The 26483-nt window shown below is 73.0% G+C and carries 29 protein-coding genes; 15 read left to right on the top strand and 14 right to left on the bottom strand.

Annotated features, from left to right (window positions below):
* The first annotated feature begins 108 nt into the window (after nt 1-108).
* Together HUT12_RS19910 and HUT12_RS19905 are read left to right on the top strand one after the other, a co-directional pair.
* Nucleotides 109-507: a TraR/DksA C4-type zinc finger protein gene (locus HUT12_RS19910; protein WP_131057494.1), complete on the top strand. Its 399-nt coding sequence runs from the start codon at nt 109-111 to the stop codon at nt 505-507.
* Nucleotides 508-981: 474 nt separating this feature from the next.
* On the top strand, nt 982-1410 hold the full coding sequence (locus tag HUT12_RS19905; RefSeq protein WP_131057497.1) for a DUF2267 domain-containing protein: 429 nt from the start codon (nt 982-984) through the stop codon (nt 1408-1410).
* 54 nt (nt 1411-1464) lie between these two features.
* On the opposite strand, the gene HUT12_RS19900 is transcribed toward HUT12_RS19905, so the two are convergent.
* Nucleotides 1465-2232, bottom strand: a complete 768-nt coding sequence (locus HUT12_RS19900) for a PIG-L deacetylase family protein (protein ID WP_236146041.1) — start codon at nt 2230-2232, stop codon at nt 1465-1467.
* Between the two features lie 153 nt (nt 2233-2385).
* Between HUT12_RS19900 and HUT12_RS19895 the strand changes: the two genes are divergently transcribed.
* Nucleotides 2386-2691 (top strand): hypothetical protein, encoded by a 306-nt coding sequence (locus HUT12_RS19895; RefSeq protein WP_176094334.1) that lies wholly within the window; start codon nt 2386-2388, stop codon nt 2689-2691.
* A gap of 3 nt (nt 2692-2694) precedes the next feature.
* A complete protein-coding gene (locus tag HUT12_RS19890; protein ID WP_176094333.1) occupies nt 2695-4044 on the top strand; it encodes a cupin domain-containing protein in 1350 nt (449 codons plus the stop codon).
* A gap of 173 nt (nt 4045-4217) precedes the next feature.
* On the opposite strand, the gene HUT12_RS19885 is transcribed toward HUT12_RS19890, so the two are convergent.
* From HUT12_RS19885 to HUT12_RS19865, 5 genes are all read right to left on the bottom strand, one after another.
* The gene (locus tag HUT12_RS19885; RefSeq protein ID WP_131057139.1) at nt 4218-4880 is read right to left on the bottom strand and encodes a hypothetical protein; all 663 of its coding nucleotides are present in this window, start codon (nt 4878-4880) and stop codon (nt 4218-4220) included.
* Entirely contained in the window at nt 4877-7546 is a 2670-nt protein-coding gene (locus HUT12_RS19880; RefSeq protein WP_176094332.1) for an FtsK/SpoIIIE domain-containing protein, read from the bottom strand. The genes HUT12_RS19885 and HUT12_RS19880 overlap by 4 nt, the downstream gene beginning before the upstream one ends.
* Nucleotides 7539-8558, bottom strand: coding sequence for a hypothetical protein (locus HUT12_RS19875; RefSeq protein WP_254876897.1), 1020 nt, complete (start codon nt 8556-8558; stop codon nt 7539-7541). Before HUT12_RS19875 ends, HUT12_RS19880 begins: the two co-directional genes overlap by 8 nt.
* 8 nt (nt 8559-8566) lie before the next feature.
* On the bottom strand, nt 8567-8827 hold the full coding sequence (locus HUT12_RS19870) for a hypothetical protein (RefSeq protein ID WP_131053345.1): 261 nt from the start codon (nt 8825-8827) through the stop codon (nt 8567-8569).
* A gap of 173 nt (nt 8828-9000) precedes the next feature.
* A complete protein-coding gene (locus tag HUT12_RS19865; RefSeq protein WP_176094331.1) occupies nt 9001-9378 on the bottom strand; it encodes a hypothetical protein in 378 nt (125 codons plus the stop codon).
* Nucleotides 9379-9525: 147 nt separating this feature from the next.
* On the opposite strand from HUT12_RS19865, the gene HUT12_RS19860 reads away from it, so the two are divergent.
* From HUT12_RS19860 to HUT12_RS19850, 3 genes are read left to right on the top strand one after another with little or no spacing between them, the layout of a single operon-like run.
* Nucleotides 9526-12081: an ATP-dependent Clp protease ATP-binding subunit gene (locus HUT12_RS19860; RefSeq protein ID WP_131053343.1), complete on the top strand. Its 2556-nt coding sequence runs from the start codon at nt 9526-9528 to the stop codon at nt 12079-12081.
* A gap of 26 nt (nt 12082-12107) precedes the next feature.
* The gene (locus HUT12_RS19855) at nt 12108-12272 is read left to right on the top strand and encodes a hypothetical protein (protein WP_162854358.1); all 165 of its coding nucleotides are present in this window, start codon (nt 12108-12110) and stop codon (nt 12270-12272) included.
* A complete protein-coding gene (locus tag HUT12_RS19850) occupies nt 12272-12622 on the top strand; it encodes a DUF3140 domain-containing protein (RefSeq protein ID WP_176094330.1) in 351 nt (116 codons plus the stop codon). Before HUT12_RS19855 ends, HUT12_RS19850 begins: the two co-directional genes overlap by 1 nt.
* Nucleotides 12623-12756: 134 nt before the next feature.
* Here the strand turns inward: HUT12_RS19850 and HUT12_RS19845 are convergent, their stop codons facing one another.
* From HUT12_RS19845 to HUT12_RS19835, 3 genes are all read right to left on the bottom strand, one after another.
* Complete coding sequence (locus HUT12_RS19845) at nt 12757-12993, bottom strand: hypothetical protein (RefSeq protein WP_131053341.1); 237 nt, start codon at nt 12991-12993, stop codon at nt 12757-12759.
* A gap of 40 nt (nt 12994-13033) precedes the next feature.
* Nucleotides 13034-14029 (bottom strand): LysR family transcriptional regulator, encoded by a 996-nt coding sequence (locus HUT12_RS19840; RefSeq protein ID WP_131053340.1) that lies wholly within the window; start codon nt 14027-14029, stop codon nt 13034-13036.
* A 77-nt stretch (nt 14030-14106) separates the two neighbouring features.
* On the bottom strand, nt 14107-14706 hold the full coding sequence (locus HUT12_RS19835) for a hemerythrin domain-containing protein (RefSeq protein WP_131053339.1): 600 nt from the start codon (nt 14704-14706) through the stop codon (nt 14107-14109).
* 108 nt (nt 14707-14814) lie between these two features.
* Here HUT12_RS19835 and HUT12_RS19830 point away from each other — a divergent pair, with 108 nt between their 5' ends.
* Together HUT12_RS19830 and HUT12_RS19825 are read left to right on the top strand one after the other, a co-directional pair.
* Nucleotides 14815-16143 carry a M20/M25/M40 family metallo-hydrolase gene (locus tag HUT12_RS19830; protein WP_176094329.1) on the top strand — a complete coding sequence of 443 codons (1329 nt, stop codon included), beginning with the start codon at nt 14815-14817 and terminating at the stop codon, nt 16141-16143.
* A 20-nt stretch (nt 16144-16163) separates the two neighbouring features.
* The gene (locus HUT12_RS19825) at nt 16164-16817 is read left to right on the top strand and encodes a hypothetical protein (RefSeq protein ID WP_131053337.1); all 654 of its coding nucleotides are present in this window, start codon (nt 16164-16166) and stop codon (nt 16815-16817) included.
* Between the two features lie 78 nt (nt 16818-16895).
* Here HUT12_RS19825 and HUT12_RS19820 read toward each other — a convergent pair whose 3' ends face one another.
* On the bottom strand, nt 16896-17090 hold the full coding sequence (locus tag HUT12_RS19820) for a DUF5703 family protein (RefSeq protein ID WP_131053336.1): 195 nt from the start codon (nt 17088-17090) through the stop codon (nt 16896-16898).
* Nucleotides 17091-17148: 58 nt separating this feature from the next.
* Complete coding sequence (locus HUT12_RS19815; RefSeq protein WP_131053335.1) at nt 17149-18120, bottom strand: aldo/keto reductase; 972 nt, start codon at nt 18118-18120, stop codon at nt 17149-17151.
* Between the two features lie 147 nt (nt 18121-18267).
* Here HUT12_RS19815 and HUT12_RS19810 point away from each other — a divergent pair, with 147 nt between their 5' ends.
* Nucleotides 18268-19320 (top strand): LLM class F420-dependent oxidoreductase, encoded by a 1053-nt coding sequence (locus HUT12_RS19810; RefSeq protein ID WP_131053334.1) that lies wholly within the window; start codon nt 18268-18270, stop codon nt 19318-19320.
* Nucleotides 19317-20153 carry an undecaprenyl-diphosphate phosphatase gene (locus tag HUT12_RS19805; RefSeq protein WP_131053333.1) on the top strand — a complete coding sequence of 279 codons (837 nt, stop codon included), beginning with the start codon at nt 19317-19319 and terminating at the stop codon, nt 20151-20153. Before HUT12_RS19810 ends, HUT12_RS19805 begins: the two co-directional genes overlap by 4 nt.
* 166 nt (nt 20154-20319) lie before the next feature.
* On the opposite strand, the gene HUT12_RS19800 is transcribed toward HUT12_RS19805, so the two are convergent.
* On the bottom strand, nt 20320-20907 hold the full coding sequence (locus tag HUT12_RS19800) for a hypothetical protein (protein ID WP_176095729.1): 588 nt from the start codon (nt 20905-20907) through the stop codon (nt 20320-20322).
* Entirely contained in the window at nt 20904-21491 is a 588-nt protein-coding gene (locus HUT12_RS19795; RefSeq protein WP_176094328.1) for a hypothetical protein, read from the bottom strand. The genes HUT12_RS19800 and HUT12_RS19795 overlap by 4 nt, the downstream gene beginning before the upstream one ends.
* A 445-nt stretch (nt 21492-21936) precedes the next feature.
* On the opposite strand from HUT12_RS19795, the gene HUT12_RS19790 reads away from it, so the two are divergent.
* The 4 genes from HUT12_RS19790 (at nt 21937) to mshC (ending at nt 25392) form a co-directional block, all read left to right on the top strand.
* Entirely contained in the window at nt 21937-22650 is a 714-nt protein-coding gene (locus HUT12_RS19790; RefSeq protein WP_176094327.1) for an MSMEG_4193 family putative phosphomutase, read from the top strand.
* Between the two features lie 52 nt (nt 22651-22702).
* On the top strand, nt 22703-23278 hold the full coding sequence (locus HUT12_RS19785) for a DUF3090 domain-containing protein (protein ID WP_131053436.1): 576 nt from the start codon (nt 22703-22705) through the stop codon (nt 23276-23278).
* Entirely contained in the window at nt 23275-24093 is an 819-nt protein-coding gene (locus HUT12_RS19780) for an SCO1664 family protein (RefSeq protein ID WP_176094326.1), read from the top strand. The genes HUT12_RS19785 and HUT12_RS19780 overlap by 4 nt, the downstream gene beginning before the upstream one ends.
* 66 nt (nt 24094-24159) lie before the next feature.
* Complete coding sequence (gene mshC / locus HUT12_RS19775) at nt 24160-25392, top strand: cysteine--1-D-myo-inosityl 2-amino-2-deoxy-alpha-D-glucopyranoside ligase (RefSeq protein ID WP_131053434.1); 1233 nt, start codon at nt 24160-24162, stop codon at nt 25390-25392.
* A gap of 159 nt (nt 25393-25551) precedes the next feature.
* Here mshC and HUT12_RS19770 read toward each other — a convergent pair whose 3' ends face one another.
* Nucleotides 25552-26343 carry a GntR family transcriptional regulator gene (locus HUT12_RS19770; RefSeq protein ID WP_176094325.1) on the bottom strand — a complete coding sequence of 264 codons (792 nt, stop codon included), beginning with the start codon at nt 26341-26343 and terminating at the stop codon, nt 25552-25554.
* Nucleotides 26344-26483 lie beyond the last annotated feature (140 nt).

Here is a 26483-nt window from a genome sequence, read left to right as displayed (position 1 = left end):
GGGTAATCGCGGGGCTCACGGCGCCCGGGAGTCCTCGACTGGGCGGTATGACCGGGTGGAGACACTTCCGCCCGCGATGATGACGAGGCCCAGGAAAGGCAGGCAGCGATGCTCGTCCACGACACGGTCGGCACGGGCCGATCCCAGGCGGAGATCGACCAGATCCGACTCTCCCTGCAGGCCCGCCACGACGAGCTGTCCGCGGAGTACGAGCAGGCGGTGCAGCAGAGCCACGTGCTGCGGCTGGTCGAGGTGGGCGACACCGCCGGCGACGACCAGGCCGACAGCGGCACCAAGACCGCCGAGCGGGACACCGCGCAGTCACTGCTGCGGACCATCCTCGACCGGCGCGCCCAGTTCGAGCACGCGTTGACGCGTCTCGCCGAGGGCACGTACGGCTTCTGCGAGGGCTGCACCTCGCCGATCCCGGTGGAACGCCTGGAGATCTTCCCGTCGGCGACCACCTGCGTGACCTGCAAGCAGACCCGCGAGCGCCGGGCCGCCTGAGCCCGCCCACTGCACACCCCACCCACCCCACCCGCACCGGCCCGCGCCTCGCCAGCCCGCGCCGATCATGGAGTTGTGGCTGTCGTTTCGTGGTGACCAACCCCGATTCGTGACTGCCGCGACTCCATGATCGCGTGGAGCGGGTCGCGCTCGTCGCCGGAACTCGGGGTCGAGATCCGGCGCGGCGGCGGGAGGGTGGGTCATCCGGTGGGGGTGAGGGTGGGTCACCCGGCAGGTCGGCAGGCTGGGGTGGACACGGAGAACGGCGACACCGCGGGGGGTGGTGGGCGATGACGGCTCAGGTGGTGCGGCAGCGACGACAGGGCGCGGTGCTGCGGGTCGTCGGCGCGTCCGGCCAGGTCCGGAGCGTGCCACGAGCCGGGAGCAGCCCGGTTCGGTCCCGGAGCGGCCCGACGGGGCCGCCGCGACGGCACGACGACCGACGGTGGGAGACCGACCTACGGGGGTGGACGGATGTCTGAGCGGTTCGAGTCGGCGGTCGAGTCCTCGATGGACAAGACCATCCTGATCCTCAAGGACATCGAGCAGGCGTACGGGTGGCCGAAGGAGCAGCGCAACCAGTCGTACGCGGCGCTGCGCACGGTGCTGCACCTGCTGCGCGACCGGATGCCGGTGCAGGAGAGCGTGGAGTTCTCCGCCCAACTGCCGATGGTGGTGCGCGGCATCTACTTCGAGGGCTGGCAGCCGTCCGACGTGCCGATCAAGCTGAACCGGGACGACTTCCTGTACGAGGTCCGCCAGGGCTTCCCGTACGACGTGCAGGGCGGCCCGGAGCGGGTGGTCCAGGTCGTGCTGGACACCCTGCGCCGGCACATCACCCAGGGCGAGTGGGACGAGGTGAAGGACACCATGCCCGACGACCTGGCCCGGATCATGCCCTGACCCGGGCACTGGCGACACCGGCCCGCCCCACCACGCGTGAAGCGGGCCGGTCGGCTACCACAGGTCGAAGTGGAACACCTCGAACGAGGTGCCGTAGCGCACGCCCAACCGGCTCCCCACCGGCCGCGCGCCGCCCTCCAGGAACTCCTCGGCGTCGAAGCTGCCGTCACCCAACCCGGTCAGGTACGCCTCGTGTGCCTCCAGCGACGCCACCCCCTGCGCGAACGTCTCGGTGGTGTCCACGCCGTGCTCGGCGCGTGGCGACGAGGCCGCCCACACCTGGCGTACCCCGCTCCACGGCTCGACCTCGTCGGTCAGCTGCTCCGGGAAGATCCACCGGTTGCCGGCGTCCCGGACCGCGTCCAGCGTGGCCCGGCCCACCGCGATGTGGTCGGCCTGGTTGAGGGTGACCGCGCCGTCCCAGGTCTCCCGGAAGTTGTTCGTGATGACGATCTCCGGGCGGTGCCGGCGCACCACGGCCGCCAGCTCCCGGCGCAGCGGTACGCCGTACTCCAGGATTCCGTCGGGCAGGCCGAGGAACTCGACGACGTCCACGCCGACCAGCTCCGCCGAGGCGCGCTGCTCCTGCTCGCGTACCGTGCGGGCCTGCTCCGGCGCCATCCCGTCGATGCCCGCCTCGCCGCTGGTCACCAGGCAGTACACCACCTGCTTGCCCTGGGCGGTCCAGCGGGCGATCGCGGCGGCGGCACCGAACTCCAGGTCGTCGGGGTGCGCCACGATCGCCAGCGCCCGCTGCCAGTCCTCGGTCACCGGGGTGAGCGGCGTGTCCATCGGCACCTCCATCCGGTCGGGTCCGTCCATCCTGCCACCGCCACCGCCGTGAACGGCGCGTGTGGGCCGGTTCCGGCGTCTACGGTGGGGTGCAGTGTGGTTAGAGAAGATCGGGCGCGGGGTAACTCCCGCCGCACGACGCACCCGACCAACGGCGGGGGCGGGTTGATCCGAGGGAGCACGATGCCACTCAACGACGATGACATGCAGACCACCAGCGGCGGCGGGCTCGAGGGTCCGGCTGACGGCGGCGCGACCCCGGGCCAGCACGACGGTGGCGCGGACGGCAGTGCCGAGGGGCCGGCTGACGGCGGTGCCACGCCGGGCCAGCACGACGGTGGCGCGGACGGCAGTGCCGAGGGTCCGGCTGACGGCGGTGCCACGCCGGGCCAGCACGACGGTGGCGCGGACGGCAGTGCCGAGGGTCCGGCCGACGGCGGCGCGACCCCGGGCCAGCACGACGGTGGCGCCGACGGCGCCGCGCGCTAGGCGATGACGCGACTCGACCCGCCGGGCGGCCACGGCCGCCCGGCGGTCCCGTCCGTACCTGCGGGAGCGGCATCCCGCGAGCCGGCAGCCCCGCACGGTGCCGTCGAGGCGGCGGCCCCCGGCGGGTCGGCGTCGACCGCCGAGGCGGCGTTGGCCCGGTGCGTCAGCGTGGAGGCGGCCAAGTTCGCCGCCGCACACTGGGGGCAGACCCCGCTGCTGTCCCGCGCCGCCGAGCTGCCCAACCCGGCCGGCTTCACCGACCTGCTCAGCCCCGCCGACGCCGACGAGCTGCTCAGTCGGCGCGGTCTGCGTACCCCCTTCCTGCGGGTGGCCAAGGACGGCCAGGTGCTGCCGGCGGCGCGCTACACCGGCGGCGGCGGTGCCGGCGCCGAGATCGGCGACCAGGTCCTGGACGAGAAGGTCATGCGGTTGTACGCGGACGGGGCCACCCTCGTCCTGCAGGGCCTGCACCGCACCTGGCCGGCGCTGATCGACTTCACCCGTGACCTCAGCCTGGCCGTCGGGCAGCCGATGCAGGTCAACGCCTACCTGACACCGGCGGGCAACCAGGGCTTCGCCACCCACTACGACACCCACGACGTGTTCGTGCTCCAGGTCGACGGCCGCAAGCAGTGGCGCATCCACCCGCCGGTGCTGCCCGACCCGCTGGAACGCCAGCAGTGGGGTGGCCGGGCCGACGAGGTCACCGCGACCGCCCAGGGCACACCCGCCCTCGACGTGGTGCTCGAACCGGGAGACGCGCTCTATCTGCCCCGGGGCTGGCTGCACAGCGCCCAGGCCCAGGAGACCAGCTCCCTGCACCTGACCGTCGGCATCCGCGCGTTCACCCGGTACGCCCTGGTCGAGGAGTTGCTCGCGCTGGCCGCCGAGGACCGTCGGCTGCGGGCCACGCTGCCGTTCGGCACCGACCTGGCCGACCCGGACGCCATCGAACCGGAGCTGACCGAGACCGTGGAGGCGCTGCGCGACTGGCTGCTGCGGGCCGACGCGGCCGAGGTCGCGGCCCGGCTGCGGCAGCGTGCCTGGCCGGCGTCGCGTCCGGCGCCGCTGCGACCGCTCGCGCAGGCCGCCGCGATCGCCGCGCTGGACGCCGACAGTCGGGTCACCGTCCGCCCCGGGCTGCACCGACAGCTCGACGAGCGGGGCGAGCAGGTGGTGCTGCGGCTGTTCGACCGCACGGTCACGCTGCCCGCGCAGTGCACCGCCGCGCTGCGGGTCCTGCTCGCCGGGTCGGTCGTCCGGGTCGGTGACCTGCCCGGCCTCGACGACGACGCCGACCGCCTCACGCTCACCCGGCGACTGCTGCGTGAGGCCGTACTCGTCCCCGCCTGACCTCCGGACTCGTACCCACCCGACGGCATCGGCCCGGCACCGCGCGGTGCCGGGCCGGTCCGTGCGGTCCCGGGTCCGGTCCGTGCTCTGCCCTGTCGGGTCCGTGCCGGGCCCGGGTGCGGCGATGAGGGCAGCGGGCCAGGTCACGGCGCGGCGGGCGGACGTCGGCCGACTCAGGTCACGATCAGCAGGAGCAGCGTGGTGACCAGGCCGGCGGCCACCACCACGATCACCGGGCGTGGGCTCAGCACCGCGTGCCGCCGGTCGGCGATCACGCGGGCCGGCACCAGCCCGATCACCGGGCCGAGCAGCGTCACCACCAGCGCCAGCACCGGCAGACCCACGGACAGCTCACCGTCGGCCCGCCCGCCCAGCGCGCGGGCACCCGCCCCCAGCGCGTACGCGAGCACCCCGCCGACCACCCCGCAGAGCGCCAGCAGCGGGTTCACGCTGTTCGGCAGCTCGCCCGGCTGGCGGGTGCGGCGCAGCAGGTCCCGCGCGGCGTCCAGCAGCGGCATCGGATCGCCGGTGGCGTCCTGCGTCGGCGCCGGGGGTGTGCCCGCCCGCCGCCCGCCGCCACCCAGCCGGCTGTTCAGCTCCTGCCACAGCATCGCCGTCTCGGAGTCCACCAGATCCTGGGACTCGCGGGCCGCGGCCAGTTCCCGCTCGGCCCGGTTGACCTCGTCGGCGGACTCGGCCACCGCCCGGTCGGCCGCCGCGCACTGCTGGGCGTACCAGGCGTTCGCCTCGGCGCGTTGTTCCTGCACCCGCGCGGTCAGCTCGGCGAGCCGCCGCAGCTGGGCGGCGTAGGTCTCGCTGGTCACCGGTTCGTTCATCGGGCCGGTCCGTAGGGAATGATGGTCTGCCCGGTGCGGTGCACCGCCCGGTCGAAGAAGAGTCCCCGCCACGGCCGGGGATACCAGTCCGGTCCGCCGCTGCCGGGGTACAACGGCCCGCTCAGGTCCCCGCCGTGGGTGTCCAGGGCGACCCAGGCACCGATCTGGTCGGTGCGGGCGCCGGTGCCACCCAGGTCGACCTTCATCCGCGCCACCCCCCGCCACCAGGCCAGCACGTGGGTACGCCGCTCCGGGCCGTCGTGCAGGATCCGGCGCAGGTGTTCCAGCCCGGTGGATCTGCCGGCCCGCGCGGCGAGCGCGCCCGAGGCCGCGTCGACGGCGAAGAGCAGCAGGTAGTGCGGCCCGCCCCCGCTGCCCGGCCCACCGAGCCCCTCGGCGGTCTCGGCCATCAGCTCGGCCACCGTCTCCTCGTCGTACCAGGCGGCGTCGTCGGCGAGGTCCTCGTAGAGCGCCCTGGCCGCCGGGTCGGCGTCCGGATCCAGGCAGGCGATGGAGAACCGGGCGGTGCCGGGCCGGTGCTGCCGGGCCAGCGAGCGGGCCGCCGCGTCCAGCACCGCACACGCCTCGTCGATCCGGGTACCCAGCACCGCCAGGTTGCGTCCCGGTGCACGGGGCAGCCGCAGCGCCGCCGACCGGGCCTGCACGTCGATGATCTCGCCGAGCAGCGCGACCGGGCCGCGCGGCGTACCCGCCTCCGGCGGCATCAGCGCCCGGAAGTCCGGTGCCTCGGCCAGTCGGGGGATCGCGTCACCGTCGAAGAGACGGGCCGGTGCCGCCTCGGCCGGGCGCATCCGCCACAGCCGGTGCTGCAACTCGCTCCAGGTCTCCCACTCGCTGGCCGACGGGATCCGGGCCACCTCGTTGCCCTCCGGCAGCCCCGACTCGGCGTTGACCACCGCGTGGAACTTCGGCAGTGACTGCGCGGCGTCGTTGCGTTCGGCGAGGATGCGCAGCGCCTTGGGCAGCGCGATGCGCAGGGTGAACTGGGCGACCAGCGCCGGACGGCCCCACAGTGCCTCGATGCCGCGTACGTCCTGCGAGGCCAGCACCAGGTGGATGCCCTGCGAGCGGCCCCGGCGGGCCAGGTCCTCCAGCAGGTCGGCCGCCTCCCGGGCCACCGCGTCCCGGCCCGCCAGCAGCATCTGGAACTCGTCGACCACCGCAACGATCCGGGGCCAGTGCCCGGTCGGGTCCACCGCGCGGAGTTCGGCCAGCTTGGTGACCTCGTGCTTCTTCGCCGCGTCGGCGCGTCGGCGCAGCTCCTCGGCGAGGAAGCGCAGCAACGCCAGGCCGAACTCACGGTCGGTGTTGACGTTGATGCCGACCAGACGCATGTGCGGCAGCCAGCTCGGGTCCCGCCGTCCCTTGGCGAACCGGGCGAAGGACACCCCCTCCTTGAAGTCCAGGAGATAGAACTCCAGTTCGGCGGGGGAGTAGCGGGCGGCGAGCGCGCCGATCCAGGCGAAGATCAGATTGGTCTTGCCGGTGCCGGACGGGCCACCGATCAACGCGTGCGGCGGGTAGTCGCCGAGGGTCAGCAGCACCGGTCTGCCCTGCGGTCCCTCGCCGATCGGGGCGGTCAACCCGGTCGCCGAGTCCTCCCGCCACATCTGCTCCGGCGGCGGCAACAGATCGGTGAAGGGGGTGGGTGCCGGGCCGGCGCTGACCACCGAGGCGATCTGCCGGCAGGTCTCGGTGACCAGGGTGGCCGGCGGCGGCGGGTCGAGGCGTACCGGCAGGGTGCCGACCCGGGCGCCGTCGGCGGTGACCACGATCCGGGTCAGCGCCGCGTCGTCGGGCAGCGGCACCCCGCGCACGATCAGGTGGACGCCGCAGGCCACCCCGGCGCGTACCACCCGGTCGAGCTGGCCGCGCTCGTGCCGGGACAGTTCGTCGCCGCCGAGCAACACCGCCACCCGCCACGGCTCCGGCCGTCGTCCGGTCGCGGCGGCCAGCTCGCGCAGCGAGGCGTGCTCACCGGCGAGCACCGTCTCGTTGATCCGGCGGATCTGCTCCACCAGGTCGTCCAGCAACCGGCCCAGGCCACCCGGGCCGACGAAGGTGAGCAGCCCGGCGGTGCCCAGCGGGGCGAACCCGGCCAGCCCGCCGCCGAGCTGGTCCGGGTCGTAGCCGACCACCCGGACGGTGCCGGGCGCGGCCCGGCCGAGGCTGCGCAGCAGCAGTGCCGACACCACCGCGGCGCAGCCGTCCGGATCGCCGTCGAGCGCGACGTGCCCGCCGTCGAGCAGCGACACCAGCGCCGGCACCGGCTCGGTGTCGGGCAGCCGGATGGTGCCCACGCGGGTGGCGCCCGGCGGCTCGCCCCGGGTGGCGGGGGTGGGTCGCCACCCCGGCCAGTCCGCCGACCCGGCACCCGGTGCCTCCCGGGTCGCCGCCTCGGCGGCCCGCCGGGCCAGGGCGGCCAGCCGCGAGGCGTGCCGGGCGTCGATCTCGGCGAGCCGTTTGTCCCGTTCGGCACCCACCCGTTCCGGTACGCCGACCGCCGCGCGCCGGACGCGTACCGCCCGGTCGCGGGCGGCGGCCAGCGTCGTCTGGGCCGTGGCGGACCGGGTGCGGGACGCGCCGAGTGCCTCGGCGAGCAGTTCCCGGACCCGGGCGACCAGCTGGCTGCGCCGGTCAGCCATCGACACCGTGTCCCGGTCGGCGCGGACCCGCCCCGCCGAACGGCCGTGCGCCGGGTGTGCCCGCGCCCGAACCGCCCTTCGCAGTGGTGCGGGGTGCGTCGCCGGCGTGAGGAGGGGACCCCTTTACTACCTGAGGCGTTAACAGGGGGCCCTTCCTTTCATCGCCGTCGGCGGGCAGGTCGCGGCCGAGTCGGTCGAGCAGGACGCCGGTGAGCACCCCGGCGGTGACCGCCGGGTCGGCGGCGTGCGGCTGCTCGTCCTCGCCCCGACGCGGCGGAGGCATCCGGCAGACCCGGGTCAGCAGCGTGTCCAGCACCGGGGCGGGCAGGCCGGGCAGCAGGTCCCGGACCCGGCCGTCCAGCTCGCGCCGCAGCCGGGACAGGTCGTCGCCGCGCGGCGGATGGCCGAGCAGCTCGGCGGCGAGGTCGCGCAGCATCGGCGGGGCCACCGCGGCCAGCCCCAGGCCGACGTCGGCGTGCGCGCCGCGCAGGTCACGGTGCAGCCGGTCGCGGTCGCCGGAGCGGACCCCGCGAACCACCCGGCGCAGCAGTTCCTGGGAGTCGGCGATGCGCTCGTCGGGTTCCTCGGCCGGGCCCTCGCGGCCGCCGGTCAGCTCCGCCACCCGCACCGACCACCAGCGGCGCAGCCGCACCTCACCGGCGGCCTCCGGGGCGTCGGCCACCGGCTCGGCGGCCCGGGGGGCGTCGTGGGCCGGGCGACGCTCCTGGTCACCGACCGGCGGCGGCGCGGCACCGTCGGGGGCCAGCCCGATCGCGGCCAGGTACGCGGTGAGCTGCTCCTGGGCGACGCGCAGCGCGTACCCGGCGGTCTCGGCGTGCTCGGTCGCGGCGGAGAGCTCCGGCACGCCCAACGGGTTGGCCGACTCCTGCCGCACCCAGCGCAGCCGTTCGGCGGCCAGCCCGAACTTCTCCAGCGCCTGCCCGAGCAGTCCCATGGGCAGGTCCTCGGCAGCGGCCCGGACCTGTGCGCCGACGTCCTCGACGATGGACACGCCCGCCCCTACAGCGTCGCGACGTACTGCTGGGCCTGCTCGACCGCGACGAGCGTCGCGGCGAGGCACTCCTCCAACTCCTGGCTGGCCTGCGTCAACGACGCCTGAGCCGCCTCGACGGTGGTGTGGCCGCTGCCCTCCAGGGCGCCCGCCAGCGTCTGTTGCGCCTCGGCCAGTTTCTCGCCGGCGGCCTGCACGGCGCTCTGGCCGTCACCGATCTGCTGAAGCGCGACATCGATGGCTGCCTTGAGCTCGGCGACGCTCGCCACGCGGAACCTCCTGGGGGCGGGGAGGACTCCATTAGAGCCTATGCCGGTCGGGGGACGAACATACCCTGTCAGTGTTGCTGCCCTACTGACCGGTTGTCGACCGCAGGCGCGGCGAGTCCGATTCGTGGGACCCGAGGTCGGAGGGTCACGCAGGGCGACCGGCGCCCGCCCGGTCAGCCACGCAGCCAGCGGGGGCCGTACACCTCCGCGCCGAGCGCGGTCACCCGGTCCCGCAGCGCCCGATCGGCGGTGACCACCACCCGGCGCCGTTGACCGGCGTCGGCGACCAGCTCGACCACGGCGTCGTCGCCGGAGCCGTCGGCCGCGACCACCCGGACCCCGTCGACGCCGGGTACGTCCCGCGCGGCGCCCTCCACCACCAGCACCACCTCGACCGGTGGGGACACCTCCGGCGGTACGCCGCGTCCGCCCACCGGGGCCAGCGTGTCCCGTAGTCGGGCGGTGGCGCCGGCCCGGTCCCGCCACCAGCCGTCCGGGCGGGACCCGACGACGTTGGCGGCGTCCACGATCAGCAGCGGGGTCGACTCCATCCGCCCACCCTGCCATCCACCCGACCGCCCTGCGGTGCGGCACGCCCGACCGGGTGCCGTCCCGGCCGGTGCCCGTCGGTGGCGTTTGTCCGGCCTGGGGCCGGGTAGCCCGTGCCGACCGTCTCGCGCCGACCGCGGAGGACAGAGATGATGGGACCCGGCGACTTCGGCTCCGACCCGTGGGACGAGTTCCTGGCGCGGTACTTCGGTCGGGGCGAGGGCGGGCGACGCCCCGCGCACCGGGTCGACATCACCCGGCTGATGACCGCCGACGCCCGGGAGATGCTCGCCGACGCGGCACGCCGGGCCGCCCAGAAGCAGAGCAGCGACCTGGACACCGACCACCTGCTGTGGGCGGCGCTGCAACGCGAGCCGCTGCGGGACCTGGTCCGCCGGGCCGGCGCGGACCCGGACACCCTGCTCAACGCGCTGGGTGGACGTGCCGACGGCGCCCCGCAGGGCGACGTGCCACCCAACCTGTCGCTCACCCCGGCGGCGAAGCGGGCACTGCTCGACGCCCATCAGCTCTCCCGGGCGATGGGGGCGAACTACATCGGCCCCGAGCACATCCTGATGGCGTTGCCGCTCAACCCGGAGTCGCCGGCCGGCCGGATGCTCGCCGCCGGGCGGATCCAGCCGGAGTCGTTGCAGGCCGCCAACGCCGAACGCGGACCGATGACCAACCCGCGCCCGGACCGGGGCACGCCCACCCTCGACCAGTACGGCCAGGACCTCACCGACCTGGCCCGCAACGACCAGATCGACCCGGTGATCGGGCGTGCCGACGAGATCGAGCAGGCGGTGGAGATCCTGTCCCGGCGGACCAAGAACAACCCGGTCCTGATCGGCGAGGCGGGCGTCGGCAAGACCGCGATCGTGGAGGGCCTGGCCGAACGGATCTGCGACGGCGACGTGCCGCAGACCCTGCTCGGCAAGCGGGTCGTCCAGCTCGACCTGGCCGGGCTGGTCGCCGGCACCCGTTATCGGGGCGACTTCGAGGAACGCCTGAAGAAGGTGATCGACGAGATCCGGGCGCACCGCGACGAGCTGATCATCTTCCTGGACGAGATCCACACCCTGGTCGGCGCGGGCGGCGCCGGCAGCGAGGGCGGGATGGACGCGTCCAACATGCTCAAGCCCGCCCTGGCGCGGGGCGAGTTGCGGGTGATCGGCGCGACCACGCTGGACGAGTACCGCCGCAGCATCGAGAAGGACGCCGCGCTGGCCCGACGGTTCCAGCCGGTCTTCGTGCCGGAGCCCACCGTCGAGGACACCGTCTCCATCCTGCGCGGGCTGCGGGACCGCTACGAGGCCCACCACCAGGTGCGGTTCACCGACGAGGCGCTGGTCACCGCCACCGAGCTGTCCGACCGGTACGTCACCGACCGCTTCCTGCCGGACAAGGCGATCGACCTGATCGACCAGGCCGGCGCGCGCGTCCGGTTGCGGACCCGCACCCCCGCCGCCGACGTCCGCGACCTGGAGCAGCAGCTCGAGGAGGTACGCCGGGACAAGGAGCAGGCCGTCGCCGACGAACAGTACGAGCGCGCCTCCACGCTGCGCGACCGGGTCTCCGACCTGGAACGGCAGGTGCAGCGCGCCCGGGGTGAGGACGGCTCCGACAACCAGGTGCCCGAGGTGGGGCCGGACGAGATCGCCGAGGTGGTCTCCCGGGCCACCGGCATCCCGGCCAGCCAGCTCACCGAGGAGGAACGGGACCGGCTGCTGCGCCTGGAGGGCCAACTGCACGAGAAGGTCGTCGGGCAGGACGACGCCGTCGGGGCGGTCGCCGAGGCGGTGCGCCGCTCCCGGACCGGGCTGGCCGACCCGAACCGGCCGATGGGCAGTTTCCTGTTCCTCGGTCCCACCGGCGTGGGCAAGACCGAACTGGGGCGGGCCCTGGCCGAGGCGCTGTTCGGTGAGGCCGACCGGATGGTCCGGGTGGACATGAGCGAGTTCCAGGAACGGCACACGGTCAGCCGGTTGGTCGGTGCCCCGCCCGGCTACGTCGGGTACGAGGAGGCCGGCCAGCTCACCGAGGCGGTGCGCCGCCGCCCGTACGCGGTGGTGCTGCTGGACGAGATCGAGAAGGCCCACCCCGACGTGTTCAACATCCTGTTGCAGGTGCTGGACGACGGACGGCTCACCGACAGCCAGGGGCGCACGGTCAACTTCAAGAACACCGTCCTGATCATGACGAGCAACCTGGGCTCGGAGCTGATCACCGGCAGCCAACGGTCGGTCGGCTTCGGGTCGGGCGCGCCCGGCAGCGAACAGGAGAGCGACGAGCTGCGGGAGCGGCTGATGCGTCGGCTCCAGGAGAACTTCCGGCCGGAGTTCCTCAACCGCATCGACGAGGTGATCATCTTCCGCCGGTTGGAGGCCGAGCAGTTGCGGCAGATCACCGGACTGCTGCTGGAGGAGACCCGGCGGCGGCTACACGCCCAGGACATCGAGGTGGACTTCACCACCGCCGGAGTGGACTGGCTGGCCGAGCACGGCTACCAGCCGGAGTTCGGCGCCCGCCCGCTGCGCCGGGTGATCCAGCGGGAGGTGGACAACCACCTGTCCCGGATGCTGCTGGAGCAGCAGCTCTCGCCCGGGCAGCGGGTCACCGTGGACGCCCGGGACGGCCGGCTCGTCTTCGACGTGGCCGCCGGCGCACGCGGGCACGCCACCGCCTCCACCACCCACCCCCGCTGACGCAGACGACCGGAGAGGGGCAGGCGATGACGGAACCGGACGAGGCCCGGGACGACGAACGCAGCGACCCGATCCTGGCGCCGCCGACCGCCAACCCGAGCCGGGTGCAGGTGCCGGCGGAGGGGCTGGGCGGGCAGACCGACGAGGGGCATCCGGACGACGCCGGGTCGCGGCCCGGAGAGGAGGCGTGATGGTACGCGAGCAGCGGCTCGACCCCGAGGTGGAGGTGCTCTGGGAGGACTTCCACGCCGAGGTCAACGTGCCCTCCGAACAGCTTCGGCAGTGGCTGCTGACCCGGGGCTCCGGCGAGGAGGCGTTCGGCCCGGACCCGGACCTGAACCTGCCCGAGCCGGGCCGGCAGATCCTCGCCGTGCTGCGCAAACGCAAGGTGGACCTGACACCCGAGGACGTCGGGGTGATGCGGGAGGCGGTCGAACGGATCCGGTCGCTGACCGCGGAGAAGCCGCGCCGGGGCAACGCCGACGACGAGTGGCGGCACTCCCTGCTCGACCTCGGGCACGACGTGCTCGTCGAACGCTGAACCGCGCCCGCTCGCACCGGCGCCTGCGGTGCAAGGAGGGGTCCCCTGCTAACGCCTCGTGTATAGCAGGGGACCCCTCCTTGCACGCGGCACCGCCGGCCGGGCCGTACGGTCACGCCCGGCCCGGCCGACGGCTACTCGCTCTCCAGACTGCCGATGGTCAGGCCGACGGCCTCACCGGCGGCCTGCCGCTCGGCGCGGGTCTGCTCCTCACGGGTGATCAGGTTGGCGTACTCGGCCAGGTCCGCCGGGTCGGGCACCTCCGGCACCCGGCGCAGGAACGCTTCCACCTCCCGAACGGCGGCGGTGTGCGCGGCGGCGGCCCGGCGCAGCACCTCACGGTCGTCGGCGGCGGGATAGAGGTCGGTCATGCCCGCCGCTTACCCGCCGTCGGCCGGTTCGCACCCGCCCTCAGGCGCTTCGCAGTCCCCGGTCCGCCGTCGCCGCCGTCCGGCGTACCCCGAAGGCCGGATTGCCGAGCAGCCAGGCCAGGTACGCCGGATGCGGCGCCAGCGCGTCCGTGTACGCCACCAGCGCCGTCTCCAGCACCAGTTCGGCCATCCGGGCGGCGGGGGACTCCGGGTGCCAGCCCAGCATCAGTCGCCAGCGCAGCGGAGTGCCGACCAGCCGCCGGGTCACCAGGCCCGCCACCGGCCGGAACGTGGCCTGGCACAACGCCACCGCCTCCCCGGCGTCCACCAGGTCGATGCAGCCGCGGACGTCGGCCTCGTACAGCTTGCGCGGGGTGAAGCCGGCCCGGGCGCAGGCGGCGGCGAAACAGTCGCCGAAGCACCCGTCGCCCGGTGCGGCCACCCACTGCTCGTGCCGCAGCTCGGCCAGCGCCACCTCGCTGCGGCCGGCCAGCGGATGGGTCTCCGGCAGCAGCACCATCACCGGGTCGACGGCCACCTCCCGCCAGCTCAGTCCGTAGTCCGCCGACGGGGTGGAGTCGCCGCAGACCCCGGTCAACGCGTAGTCCAACCGTCCGCCCGCGACCAGTTGCGCCAGCTCGTCGACCGACCAGGACGCGTACGTGGTGATCTGGGCCTGTGGTTGCTCGGCGGCGAGCCGGTGCACCAGCCGGCCCAGGATCGGGCTGTTCACCCCGCCGAAGCGGTAGCGGCGCGGGGCGTCGACCGCCCCGGCGAGCCGCGCCGCCTCGTCCTGGAGCCCCTTCATCGCCGGCAGCAGCACCCGCGCCCGGGCGAGCACCAGCTCACCGAGTGCGGTGGGTCGGGCGCCGCGCCGGTCCCGTTCGAACAGCGGCCCGCCGAGGGTCCGTTCGATGCGCTGGAGCTGGGCGGTCAACGCCGGCTGCGCCAGCCCGAGCGTGGAGGCCGCCTTCGTCACGCTGCCCGTCTCGGCGATCGCACAGACCACCCGCAGGTGCCGCAACTCCAGATTCATAGCGTGACGGTAGGGCCACGGAGCATCCGGCGGAAGGGCCCGGACGGATCAACGACCATGAACATGTCGCTGGTGACTCAGCGTGGCGGCGGCTCCGCGACCTCGCTCAGTTGGGTGTGACGGCCGGTGACCGCGTCCCGGAACTTGTCGACCAGCGCCACCGCCGGCTCGACGATGCGGTTCCACGGGGGAGTGTGCGGGATCCCCGGGTGCGGGCGGGTCGGCGCGGCCTCCTCGGCGATCTCCAACCGGTTGCCGAGCCGGATCAGCTCCTCCTCGGTGGCCGCCGCGCAGAGCCGCTGCACCAGGGCGTCGACCGCCGTCACGTGCGCGTCGAGCAGATCGGCCACCATCGGCAGGCGGTCGTCGTCCAGCCCGCGCAACGCCATCAGCAGCGCGGCGTCACCGGCCAGGACGTCGGCGACCGGCTGGTTGACGTCGCCCAGCGCCTGCCGGATGGCGGGCAGCAGGCACTGCTCCTCAGCCGCCAGGTGCCGGGAGAGCGCCGCGACCAGGATCTCCCGGCCGTGCGCGGGATCCGGGCCGGGCTCGACCAGTCGCCGGGTCAGGCTCAGCAGCTGCTGGTGTTCGTCGGCGATGGTGGCGGCGATGCTCTGCCCGGCGGGCTGGTAACCGTCGCCGGTCGACGGTGGCAGCGGCGGCAGGTGGACGGACACGGTCCCTCCTCGGGCTGGGCAGGCGGAGCGCCGATGATATGGCACTCGGACGCGCGCGCAGTACCCGCACTCACCCGGGCGGAAACCGCAGGCTGGTATGAAGGGGCGATGACGAGCGACGCGCACCCCGCCTTCCCCGCGCCGACCGACGAGGTCGTCGACCTCTGCCGGGACCTGTTGCGCATCGACACCACCAACACCGGCGAGAACGCGACCAGCGTCGGAGAGCGCCTCGCCGCCGAGTACGTCGCCGAGAAGCTGGCCGAGGTCGGCATCACCCCCGAGATCCACGAGTCCGCCCCCGGGCGGGCCAACGTGATCGCCCGGATCCCCGGCGCCGACCCGAGCCGGGGCGCGCTGCTGGTGCACGGCCACCTGGACGTGGTGCCGGCCGACGCCGACGAGTGGTCGGTGCACCCCTTCTCCGGCGAGCTGCGCGACGGCTACCTGTGGGGCCGGGGCGCCATCGACATGAAGGACTTCGACGCGATGGTGCTCGCCGTGGTCCGCCACTGGCAGCGCACCGGCGTCCGCCCGCCGCGCGACATCGTGCTCGCGTACACCGCCGACGAGGAGGCCGGCAGCGAGTACGGCGCGCACTACCTCGTCACCCGGCACCGGGAGCTGTTCGACGGGTGCACCGAGGGTATCGGCGAGGTCGGCGGCTTCTCGTACACGGTGGACGAGTCGCAGCGGCTCTATCTGATCGAGACCGCGCAGAAGGGCATCGACTGGCTGCGGCTGCACGCCAAGGGGCGGCCCGGGCACGGCTCGATGGTGCACGACGACAACGCGGTGACCGCGCTGGCCGAGGCGGTGGCCCGGATCGGTCGGCACCGCTTCCCGGTGGTGGTCACCGACACCGTGCGGGCCTTCCTGGAGGAGGTCTCCGAGGTGCTCGGCATCGAGCTGGACCCGGACGACCCGGAGACCGCCATCGCCAAGCTCGGCCCGATCGCGAACATCATCGGCGCCACCATCCGCAACACCGCCAACCCGACGCGGCTCGCCGCCGGCTACAAGGACAACGTCATCCCCGGCCGGGCCAGCGCCACCATCGACTGCCGCAGCCTGCCCGGCCAGTCCGAGCTGCTGGAACGGCAGCTGCGCGAGCTGGTCGGCCCGGACATCGCCATCGAGTACGTGCAACGCCAGCCCGCCCTGGAGACCACCTTCGACGGCGACCTGGTCGAGGCGATGTCCGCCGCGCTGCGCGCCGAGGACCCGGGAGCCCGGCCGGTGCCGTACATGCTCTCCGGCGGTACGGACGCGAAGGCGTTCGCGCAGATCGGCGTCCGGTGTTTCGGGTTCGCGCCGCTGCGATTGCCGGCCGACCTGAACTTCTCCGCGCTGTTCCATGGCATCGACGAGCGGGTACCGGTGGACGGACTACAGTTCGGCGTGCGGGTTCTCGACCGGTTCCTGCGCACCAGTTAGTAACGTGAGAGGGACGCCTCATGACCGACCAGCACGGTGAGCTGGAAGCCGCACTCGAGCGCGTGATCGAAGCGGCCCGCCACCACCTGGCCGCCGTCCGCGCCGCCGAGGGCCGGATCGACGACGACGACGTCTGGCAGGCGTACGTCGGGTTGAACAACGCGTCGTACGCCTACGACGAGCAACTCATGGACGCCTTCGGCGAGGTGACCCCGTGGGACGTCGAGTCGATCGACCCGAACGAGGCCGACCAGCGTTTCGGTGGCGCCGAAGGTGTGGAGCCGACCGACCCGCACCCGCAGGTGATCTCGGTACGCCAGCGCCGCGACTACCGTGTGCCCAGCGTCTCCGCGCTGATCCGGGTGGCCGAGGCGGCCCGCCGCGAGGGCGCCCCCGGCGAGGACCAGGTGCCGCCGGTGGAGGGTGTCGGCGAGGCGGTGCTGGAGCTGCTGCAGAGCGGTGACGGGTCGCTCGGCGCCCTCGACGTGCCGGAGCTGGAGCCGCTCGACGGCGTGGTCATGGTCAGCGAGGTCGGCACCCCGGTCGACCTGGAGTCGTTCGACGACGACGACCCGGTGGGCCCGTTCCAGCCGGCGGCCGACGACCGGCTGGTCGGCCGGCTCGACGAGCACCCGTTCATGGAGCTCGGCGACGAGCACGACCACGTGCACTGACGTCGACCCGGGCGGTGGTGGGTACGTCTGTTGTCGCCGCAGCGGCAACAGATCTACCCACCGCCGGGTGGGGACGGGTCAGTAGGAGAGGCCGGGCTGCGGGGAGCCGTTGGCCACGCGGCGGCGCAGCACCACCTGGCGGGTGCCGTCGCGGTACAACTGCACCCGGGCCAGCTCCCACCCGCTGAACTCGGCCTGGATCGCCAGTTGCGCGGCGGCGGCCAACCGGTCGACGTTCGGCGGTAGGCGCAGCGGCGCGTACTCGTAGTCCATGGGCCCTATGCTGCCCATTCGGAGCCGCTGTGCGCCACCCTCCGGGCAGTTCGGCGGGTCACCCGTCGCGTTCGGGGTAGCCGACCTCCAGGGCCGAGACGTCGTCCAGCGCCGTGGTGATCTCCTCGGGCAGGGTCATCCGCTCCACCTGGAGGGCGCCGAGCAGTTGCCCGGACGTCCGGGCGCCGAGGATCGGCGCGGTCACGCCGGGCCGGTCCCGGATCCAGGCCAGCGCCACCTCCAACGGGGAGACCCCGAGGCCACCGGCGGCGGTGGCGACCGCCTCCACGATGCTGGAGCAGCGCGGCTCCAGGTAGGTGGAGACGAAACGCTCGAAATGGGGCGACACCGCCCGCGAGTCCGCCGGCCGGCCGTGCCGGTACTTGCCGGTGAGCACCCCACGACCCAGGGGTGACCACGGCAGCACGCCCAGACCGAGCGCCTCGCAGGCCGGCAGCACCTCGCGCTCGACCCCGCGTTCCAGCAGGGAGTACTCCACCTGCGCGGCTACCACCGGGGCACGTCCGGGCCAGGCCGTCTGCCAGGCCGCCGCCCGGGCGGTCTGCCAGCCGGAGAAGTTCGACACGCCGACGTAGCGGACCCGGCCGCTGGCCACCGCGTGGTCGAGCGCGGCCAGGGTCTCCTCCAGCGGGGTGGCCGGGTCGTAGCCGTGCACCTGGAACAGGTCGACGTGGTCGGTGCCCAGCCGTCGCAACGAGGCGTCGAGCGTGCGCAGCAGGTGCCCCCGGGAGCCGTCGCGACGGCGGGGGCCACCCGGACGCAACCCCGCCTTGGTGGCGATGAGCAGCTCGTCGCGGGGCACCAGACCACCCAGCAGCGAGCCGATCACCGACTCGGCGTCGCCGTCGCCGTACACGTCGGCGGTGTCGATCAGGTTGCCACCCGCGTCGAGGTAACTCTTCAGTTGCGCAGCGGCGTCGTCGGCGTCGGTGTCCCGGCCCCAGGTCATGGTGCCGAGCGCGAGCCGGGAAACCGCCAGCCCGCTTCGGCCGAGCGGTCGCTGTTGCATGGGTGAACCTTATTTCGAACGAGGGCCGAACCGATATCCTCGCTCCCGTCGAGTCTGCCCAGACGCATGGCGATTCGGGTGAGCCGGTGATCGTCGCTTCCGGCGGCATTGCGTAACCTGATGCGACTGCGGATGGGGGAGGACTCTGTGCGACTCGGGCTAAACCTCGGATACCAGACAGCCTGGAGCACGCCGGCGGATCATCTGGCCATGGCTCAGGAGGCGGACCGACTCGGCTACTCGGTGGTGTGGGCGGCGGAGGCGTACGGCTCCGACTCGCCGAGCATGCTCTCCTGGATGGCCGGACAGACCGAGCGGATAGACATCGGCAGCGCGGTGATGCAGATCCCGGCCCGTACGCCCGCGATGACCGCGATGACCGCGGCGACCCTCGACGCGCTCTCCGGCGGCCGCTTCCGGCTCGGCCTGGGCGTCTCCGGCCCGCAGGTCTCCGAGGGCTGGCACGGCGTACGGTTCGGCAAGCCGCTGGCCCGGACCCGGGAGTACGTGGACATCGTGAAGCTGGCGGTGGCCCGCAAGGAGGTCGCCTACGACGGTGAGTTCTACCAGCTCCCGCTGCCCGACGGTCCCGGCAAGGCGCTGCGGCTGGGTTTCCATCCGCCGCGTGAGCACATCCCGATCTACCTCGCCGCCGTCGGTCCGAAGAACCTGGAGCTGGCCGGCGAGATCGCCGACGGCTGGCTGGCCGTCTTCTACGCCCCCGAGTTCGCCGAGGAGCAACTCGCGGCGGTACGCGCCGGCCGGGCCAAGGTCGGCAAGGAGCTGGCCGGCTTCGACGTGGTGCCCTCCGTGCCGGTCGTGGTCGGCGACGACGTCGACTCCTGCGCCCAGCTGGTGCGCTGGTACGCCGCCCTCTACGTGGGCGGGATGGGCAGCCGCCAGCAGAACTTCTACAACCAGTTGGCGACCCGGATGGGGTACGGCGACGCCGCCCGGGAGGTGCAGGACCTCTACCTGGCCAAGCGGCAGCGCGACGCGGCGGCCGCGGTGCCGCTGGAGTTCATCGACCGGACCTCGCTGCTCGGCCCCAAGGAGCGGATCGCCGAGCGGATGCGCCAGTACGCCGAGTCCGGCGTCACCACCCTGTCGATCACCCTGTTCGCCGGCGACCGGGACAGCGGGGTGCAGACCCTGCGTACCGTCGCCGAGGCGCTGGAACTCTCGGGAGTCGGGGAGTGACCTGGATCGAAGCCATCGTCCTGGGCATCGTCCAGGGCCTGACCGAGTTCCTTCCGGTCAGCTCGTCGGGGCACCTGCGGATCACCTCGGCGATCTTCTTCGACCGTGACGCGGGGGCGTCGTTCACCGCGGTCACCCAGCTCGGCACCGAAGCGGCCGTGCTGCTCTACTTCGCCAAGGACATCTGGCGCATCGGCCGTACCTGGACGGTCGGGATCTGGGACAAGTCCGTACGCTCCAGCCTCGACTACCGGATGGGCTGGTACGTCATCGTCGGCTCGATCCCGATCGGGGCGCTCGGTTTCCTGTTCAAGGACCAGATCCGGGAGACCGCCCGGAACCTGTGGGTGGTGGCCACCACCCTGATCGTGTTCGCCTTCGTGCTCGCCTTCGCCGAGTACTGGGGTCGGCAGACCCGGACGTTGAAGGACTTCCGGATGCGCGACGGTGTGGTGATGGGCTTCGCCCAGGCGATGGCGCTGATCCCCGGCGTGTCCCGGTCCGGTGCGACGTTGACCTTCGGCCTGTTCCTCAACCTGACCCGGGAGACGGCGGCCCGCTACTCGTTCCTGCTGGCCATCCCGGCCGTGGTGATGTCCGGGATCTTCAGCCTCGGGGACGTCTTCGAACCGGCGGCCCCGGGCACCTCGGCACCCACCGTCGCGCAGATGGTGGTCGCCACGCTCATCGCCTTCGTCGTCGGGTACGCGGCCATCGCCTGGCTGCTGCGGTTCGTCGCCCACCACACCCTGTACGTCTTCGTGCTCTACCGGGTGGCGGTCGGCACGCTGGTGTTCGCCCTGCTGCTCACCGGCACCATCAGCGCCACCTGACCCTGGGTTGGATGTAAGGAAGGGCCCCCTGCTATCGCCTGGTGCATAGCAGGGGGCCCTTCCTAACATGCGTCGCGGCCGGGCGTGCGGTGCTTTCGGGTGGGCGTTGGTGGTGCGTTGACGGCCGGCACCCTGTTGGGGGCGCCGGCCGTCGTGGTGGTGTGGGTCAGCTGTTCCAGTGTGCGGCGACGAGGTCGGCGGCCTGTTGTTCCCACTGGGCGTAGTGGTCGGGGAATGCGGAGACCTGGACGGTCTGGGCGGCGACGGTCAAGGGCATGTCCTGCCAGCCGTCGACCTGCTTGAGGCCCTTGAGGAAGGCGAGGGTGGAGTATTCGGGGTCGGTGATCTGTTCGACGGTGCCCCAACCGGAGGAGGGGCGCTGCTGGAACAGTCCCTGGGAGTCGTGGTCGTTGCGGGCGCCGAGGTGGCCGAGGTTCTGCAGCTTGGACTCCTGGAATGCGGTGCCGATGGCGATGACGGCGGCGCGTTCGTTCATGTCGGCCTTCTTCGTCGCGGCGATGATGGCCTTGGCGTTGGCGATCTGCTCGTTGTCGAGGTCGATGTGGGACTGGGTGCCCTGCACGCCGTGCGGGATGAGGGTGGTGGTGTCGGGCTTGTCGGCCTGGATGGCGGCGGTGATGGGGTTGGTCGGTGTGGTGTCGGTGGTGCTGTGGTTGAGGGGTCCGGCGGCGAGGCCGCCGGCGACGGTGAGTCCGGCGATGGCGAGGACGCTCGTCGTGGTGGTGTGGGTCAGCTGTTCCAGTGTGCGGCGACGAGGTCGGCGGCCTGTTGTTCCCACTGGGCGTAGTGGTCGGGGAATGCGGAGACCTGGACGGTCTGGGCGGCGACGGTCAAGGGCATGTCCTGCCAGCCGTCGACCTGCTTGAGGCCCTTGAGGAAGGCGAGGGTGGAGTATTCGGGGTCGGTGATCTGTTCGACGGTGCCCCAACCGGAGGAGGGGCGCTGCTGGAACAGTCCCTGGGAGTCGTGGTCGTTGCGGGCGCCGAGGTGGCCGAGGTTCTGCAGCTTGGACTCCTGGAATGCGGTGCCGATGGCGATGACGGCGGCGCGTTCGTTCATGTCGGCCTTCTTCGTCGCGGCGATGATGGCCTTGGCGTTGGCGATCTGCTCGTTGTCGAGGTCGATGTGGGACTGGGTGCCCTGCACGCCGTGCGGGATGAGGGTGGTGGTGTCGGGCTTGTCGGCCTGGATGGCGGCGGTGATGGGGTTGGTCGGTGTGGTGTCGGTGGTGCTGTGGTTGAGGGGTCCGGCGGCGAGGCCGCCGGCGACGGTGAGTCCGGCGATGGTCAGGACGCTGTTGCGCAGCATGGTGTTCATGGGGGTAGCTCCGTTCGGGGGTGGGACACCGCAAGGGGGTGGCGGTGCCGACGCCGTCAGGCGCTGGTGGCTTTGTTCGGGGTGGCCCTGGCTGGCGGGGTGTGGTGGCCGCTCGTGGTGCCGGGTCCGGGTGTAACGACTGGCGGAGGCGGGCCATTCCCGTGGGGGATCCGGCGTAGCCGTCTCGGGCGCTGGCCTGGCCGGTCCCTCATTTCAACGACACGCGGCCGACGAGAATTCCATCGCCAACTAGGGCGTAGCAGACATATCACCCAGATGCGTCGTGCGGCTCTCCTCGTACCCGGATGTTAGGAGGGGTCCCCTGCTATGCACCAGGCGTTAGCAGGGGGCCCCTCCTTGCGCACCCACCCCCGGGCGTGTGAGGTATGTCCGGGTTCGCGCTGGCGGCGGGACGGGCCGGGACAGGCGGCGGCGAGGGCCTAGGGTGGTGCGGGTGGCGACTCTTCTCCTCCTGCGGCACGGACGCACCACCGCCAACGCCGACGGCGGCCTGGCCGGTCGGCAACCGGTCGAGCTGGACGACACCGGCCGCGCCCAGGCCAGCGCCGTCGGCGAGCGGTTGGGCGGCCTGCCGCTGGCCGCCGTGGTGACCAGTCCGCTGATCCGCTGCCGGCAGACCCTGGAACTCGCCCTTCCGCAGGCCGTGCCGGTCGTCGAGGACGGGCTCATCGAGTGCGGGTACGGCACCTGGGAGGGCCAGCCGTTGAAGAAGCTGGCCAAGGAGCCCCTCTGGGCGGTGGTGCAGCAACATCCGAGCGCGGCGGTCTTCCCCGAGGGGGAGTCGATGGCGCAGATGGCGGCCCGCGCGGTCGCGGCGGTACGCGCCTGGGACGCCCGGATCACCGCCGAACACGGCCCGGAGGCGGTCTGGCTGGCCTGTGGCCACGGCGACGTGATCAAGGCGATCGTCGCCGACGCGCTCGGCGTACACCTGGATCTCTTCCAGCGCATCGTGGTCGACCCGGCGTCGGTGACCGCGATCCGCTACACGCCGCTGCGTCCCTTCCTGGTACGCCTCAACGACGTCGGCGGCGACCTGACCGGGTTGGTGCCGCCGGTCCGCAAGCGGCGTCGCCGGGCGACCCGGCCGGCGGACTCGGACGCCGCCGTCGGCGGTGGCGCGGGTGGCGCCCGGTGACGCGGCTTGGTGGGGTGCGCGGCGTGTCGGGCCGCCGGATAGGGTCGTGGGTATGACGCACCAGGTGCACGCCTTCGAGCCGCCTGAGCGGTTCGTCGCCGGGACCGTCGGGCCGCCGGGGGAGCGTACTTTCTTCCTCCAGGCCCGTGGCGGTGGCCGGGTGGTCAGCGTCGCGCTGGAGAAGGTCCAGGTCTCGTTGCTCGCCGAGAAGCTGGAGGAACTGCTCACCGAGGCGCAGCGCCGCTTCGGCGTCGACCTGCCCGAGGCTCCCGCCGCACTGGGCGACAACGAGCCGTTGGAGACGCCGGTCGACGAGGAGTTCCGGGTCGGCACCCTGGGGTTGGCCTTCGACGCGGACACCGCGACCGTGGTCATCGAGGCGATCGCCGTCGGCGAGGCGGAGAGCGAGTTGGAGCTGGGGGAGTCGGAGGAGGACGAGGCCGACGACGTCGAGCCGGACGAGGACCTCGACCGGCTCCGGGTCCGGCTGACGCCGGAGGCGACCCGCGAGTTCATCGAGCGGGCGCGGCGGGTGGTCAACGCCGGCCGTCCCCCGTGTCCGCTGTGCGGCCAGCCGCTCGACCCGGCCGGCCACCTCTGTCCCCGGAACAACGGCTACCACCGGTGACCTCGTCCGGCCTGGCACCTCGGCAGGACGGTGGCGCGGCGTTGCGGCTGCTGCGCGACGGTGACCTGAGCATCGAGGGCCGGCTGGTCGACGCCTCCAACACCACCCTGCGGGGTGTCCTCACCCTGGACGGCGCGACCGCCCGCTGCGTCTACAAGCCGGTACGCGGTGAGCGCCCGCTGTGGGACTTCCCGGACGGCACGCTGGCGGGCCGGGAGGTGGCTGCCTACCTGGTCTCCGCCGCCAGCGGCTGGGACCTGGTGCCGCCCACCGTGCTGCGGGACGGCCCGTTCGGCCCGGGCTCCTGCCAACTGTGGATCGACGAGCCGGACGACGCCGAGCCGCTCGTCGGGTTCGTGCCGGCCGACGCCGTACCGCCCCGCTGGTTCCCGGTGGCGGCGGCCCGCGACGACGACGGCACGGCGTACGCGCTGGCCCACGCCGACGACCCGCGACTGGCCCGACTCGCGGTGCTCGACGCGGTGATCAACAATGCCGACCGCAAGGGCGGCCATGTGCTGGTCGGTCCGGACGACCGGCTGTACGGCGTCGACCACGGCGTCAGCTTCCACGTGGAGGAGAAGCTGCGGACGGTGCTGTGGGGTTGGGCCGGCCGACAGTTGCCGCCCGACGCCGTCGAGACGTTGGACCGGCTCGCCGTCCAGGTCGCCGGTCCGCTCGGCGACGACCTCGCCGACCACCTCACCATCGGTGAGATCACCGAACTGGCCGCTCGGATCGGTCGGCTCCGCGAGGAGTGCCGTTTCCCGCAGCCGTCCCACGACTGGCCGGCCGTGCCGTGGCCGCCGGTGTGACCATGTCGGCTTGATCACTGGAGAGCCCGGCGTGACGCCTACGGTCGGCTGGCTAGGCTGGCGGTCATGGAGTCTTGGGTGGGGCACGAGGTGCCGCGGCTGCCGGGCAGGGGTGGGCCGCTGAGGTTGTACGACTCGGCGCGGCAGGGTGTGCACCCGACCGAGGGACCGACCTCCATGTACGTCTGCGGTATCACCCCGTACGACGCCACCCACCTGGGACACGCCGCCACCATGATCACCTTTGATCTGGTGCAGCGGATGTGGCGCGACGCGGGACACGAGGTGCGGTACGTGCAGAACGTCACCGACATCGACGACCCCCTGCTGGAGCGCGCCGAACGCGACGGCGAGGACTGGAAGGTCCTGGCGATGCGGGAGACAGCGCTGTTCCGGGAGGACATGGAGGCGCTGCGGATCATCCCGCCGGCACACTACGTCGGCGCCGTGGAGTCGATCCCGGACATCGCCGAGAAGGTGTTGCTGCTGCTCAAGGACGGCGCCGCGTACCGCATCGAGGACGGCACCGGCGACGTCTACTTCGACGTCTCCACCGCACCGCGCTTCGGCTACGAGTCGAACCTGTCCCGGGACGAGATGCTGGAGATCTTCCCCGAGCGCGGCGGCGACCCGGACCGGGCCGGCAAGCGCGACCCGCTGGACCCGTTGCTGTGGCGCGGCGCCCGCGAGGGCGAACCCTCTTGGCCGGGCGGCGACCTCGGCCCCGGCCGCCCCGGCTGGCACATCGAGTGCACCGTCATCGCGCTGAACCTGCTCGGCGCCACCATCGGTGTCCAGGGCGGCGGCAACGACCTGGTCTTCCCGCACCACGAGTGCTCCGCCGCGCACGCCGAACGGCTGACCGGCACGCTGCCCTTCGCCGAGCACTACGTGCACGCCGGCATGATCGGCCTGGACGGCGAGAAGATGTCCAAGTCCCGCGGCAACCTCGTCTTCGTCTCCCGGCTGCGCGCCGACCGGATCGACCCGATGGCCGTCCGGCTGGCCCTGCTCACCGGCCACTACCGCGCCGACCGCTCCTGGACCGACGACCTGCTGACCACCGCAGAGGAGCGCCTGGCCCGCTGGCGCCGGGCCGCCGTCGCGCCAGCCGGGCCGTCCGGCGAGACCTTCCTCTCGGGCGTACGCGACCGCCTCACCGACGACCTCGACTCCCCGGGTGCCGTACGGCTGGCCGACGAGTGGGCCGACCGCACGCTGGCCGGTGACGTCGAGGATCCGTCCGCTCCGGCCCTCTTCGCCACCACCCTGGACGCCCTCCTCGGCATCCGCCTCTGACCCCCACGCCGCGCTGTGCCTGCGCCTGCGTCGATCATGGAGTGGTGGCAGTCGTTTCGCTGGTTTATGAGTCGATATGACCCTGCCGTAAGTCCATGATCGGCGACACGTGGGCCCCGCCAGTGACGCGTGGCCCGGAGCGCGGACCGGGGAGCGGGGTCAGCCGAGGACCAGGCCGGGGTCGGGGTCGGGGGTGCTGGTGGGGGCGGGGATCGGGTACTCCTCGGTCAGCGTGGTGACCGGGCCGGGCCAGGTGGCCTGGGCGACCTCGATCGGTCTGCGGCGCTCGTCGTACGCCACGTGCAGCAGGTGCAGCACCGGGGTGTCCGGCCGGATCTGGAGGGTCTCGGCCTCCTCGCGGCTGGGCTGGCGTGCGGTGATCGTGTCGGTGGCGGTCGCGTACCGGCGTCCGGTGGCCTCCTCGGCCTCCTGGTAGAGCGGGCGGCCGAAGGCCTCGGCGCGTTCCAGTGTGGTGCCGGCGGTGTCGGTGGGCAGGAACCAGGAGGCGCCCACCTCGACCGGTGAGTCCTCGGTGCGGACCAGGTGGCGGCGGCAGAGCAGTTCGGTGCCGTCGGGTACGCCGAACGCGTCGGCGACCTCGGGCGGTGCGGGGGAGCGGCCGACGGCGACGAGTTGCTGCCGGTACCGGGCGGCCAGGTCGGTGTGGTAGCCCCGGAAGCCGCCGTAGCGGCCTCGGGAGAGCCGGTTGAGTCGCCGCCGGGTACCGCGGACGTACGTGCCGGAGCCGGGCTTGGTGATCAGGATGCCTTCGACGCGGAGCTGGTCGACGGCGCGTTGCACGGTCTGCTTGGCCACGCCGAACATCTCGGCGATCGCCGGGATCGACGGCAGACGCTCACCCGGACCCCAGTCGCCCCGGCGGATCTGCGTCTTGAGCTGCGCGGCGATCTGCCGGTGCGGGAACTCCGCGGCACCCGGGTTGATCTGCATCCCCGACCTCCTCAGCTAGGTTCCTAGGATGCCCTACGCGGTGCGTGCCGCGCCACCCTGAAACGAGCACCCGACGGACACGCCCAGCGAGACAGGAACGCCCCGGACACGTGGACCGTGTCCGGGGCGTCGCGAAGAAA

The organism is Verrucosispora sp. NA02020 (assembly GCF_013364215.1).
In the GTDB taxonomy this organism is placed as follows: domain Bacteria; phylum Actinomycetota; class Actinomycetes; order Mycobacteriales; family Micromonosporaceae; genus Micromonospora.
Note: the sequence above shows the minus strand (reverse complement) of the source record. Positions and strands in the feature narration are given on the sequence as shown.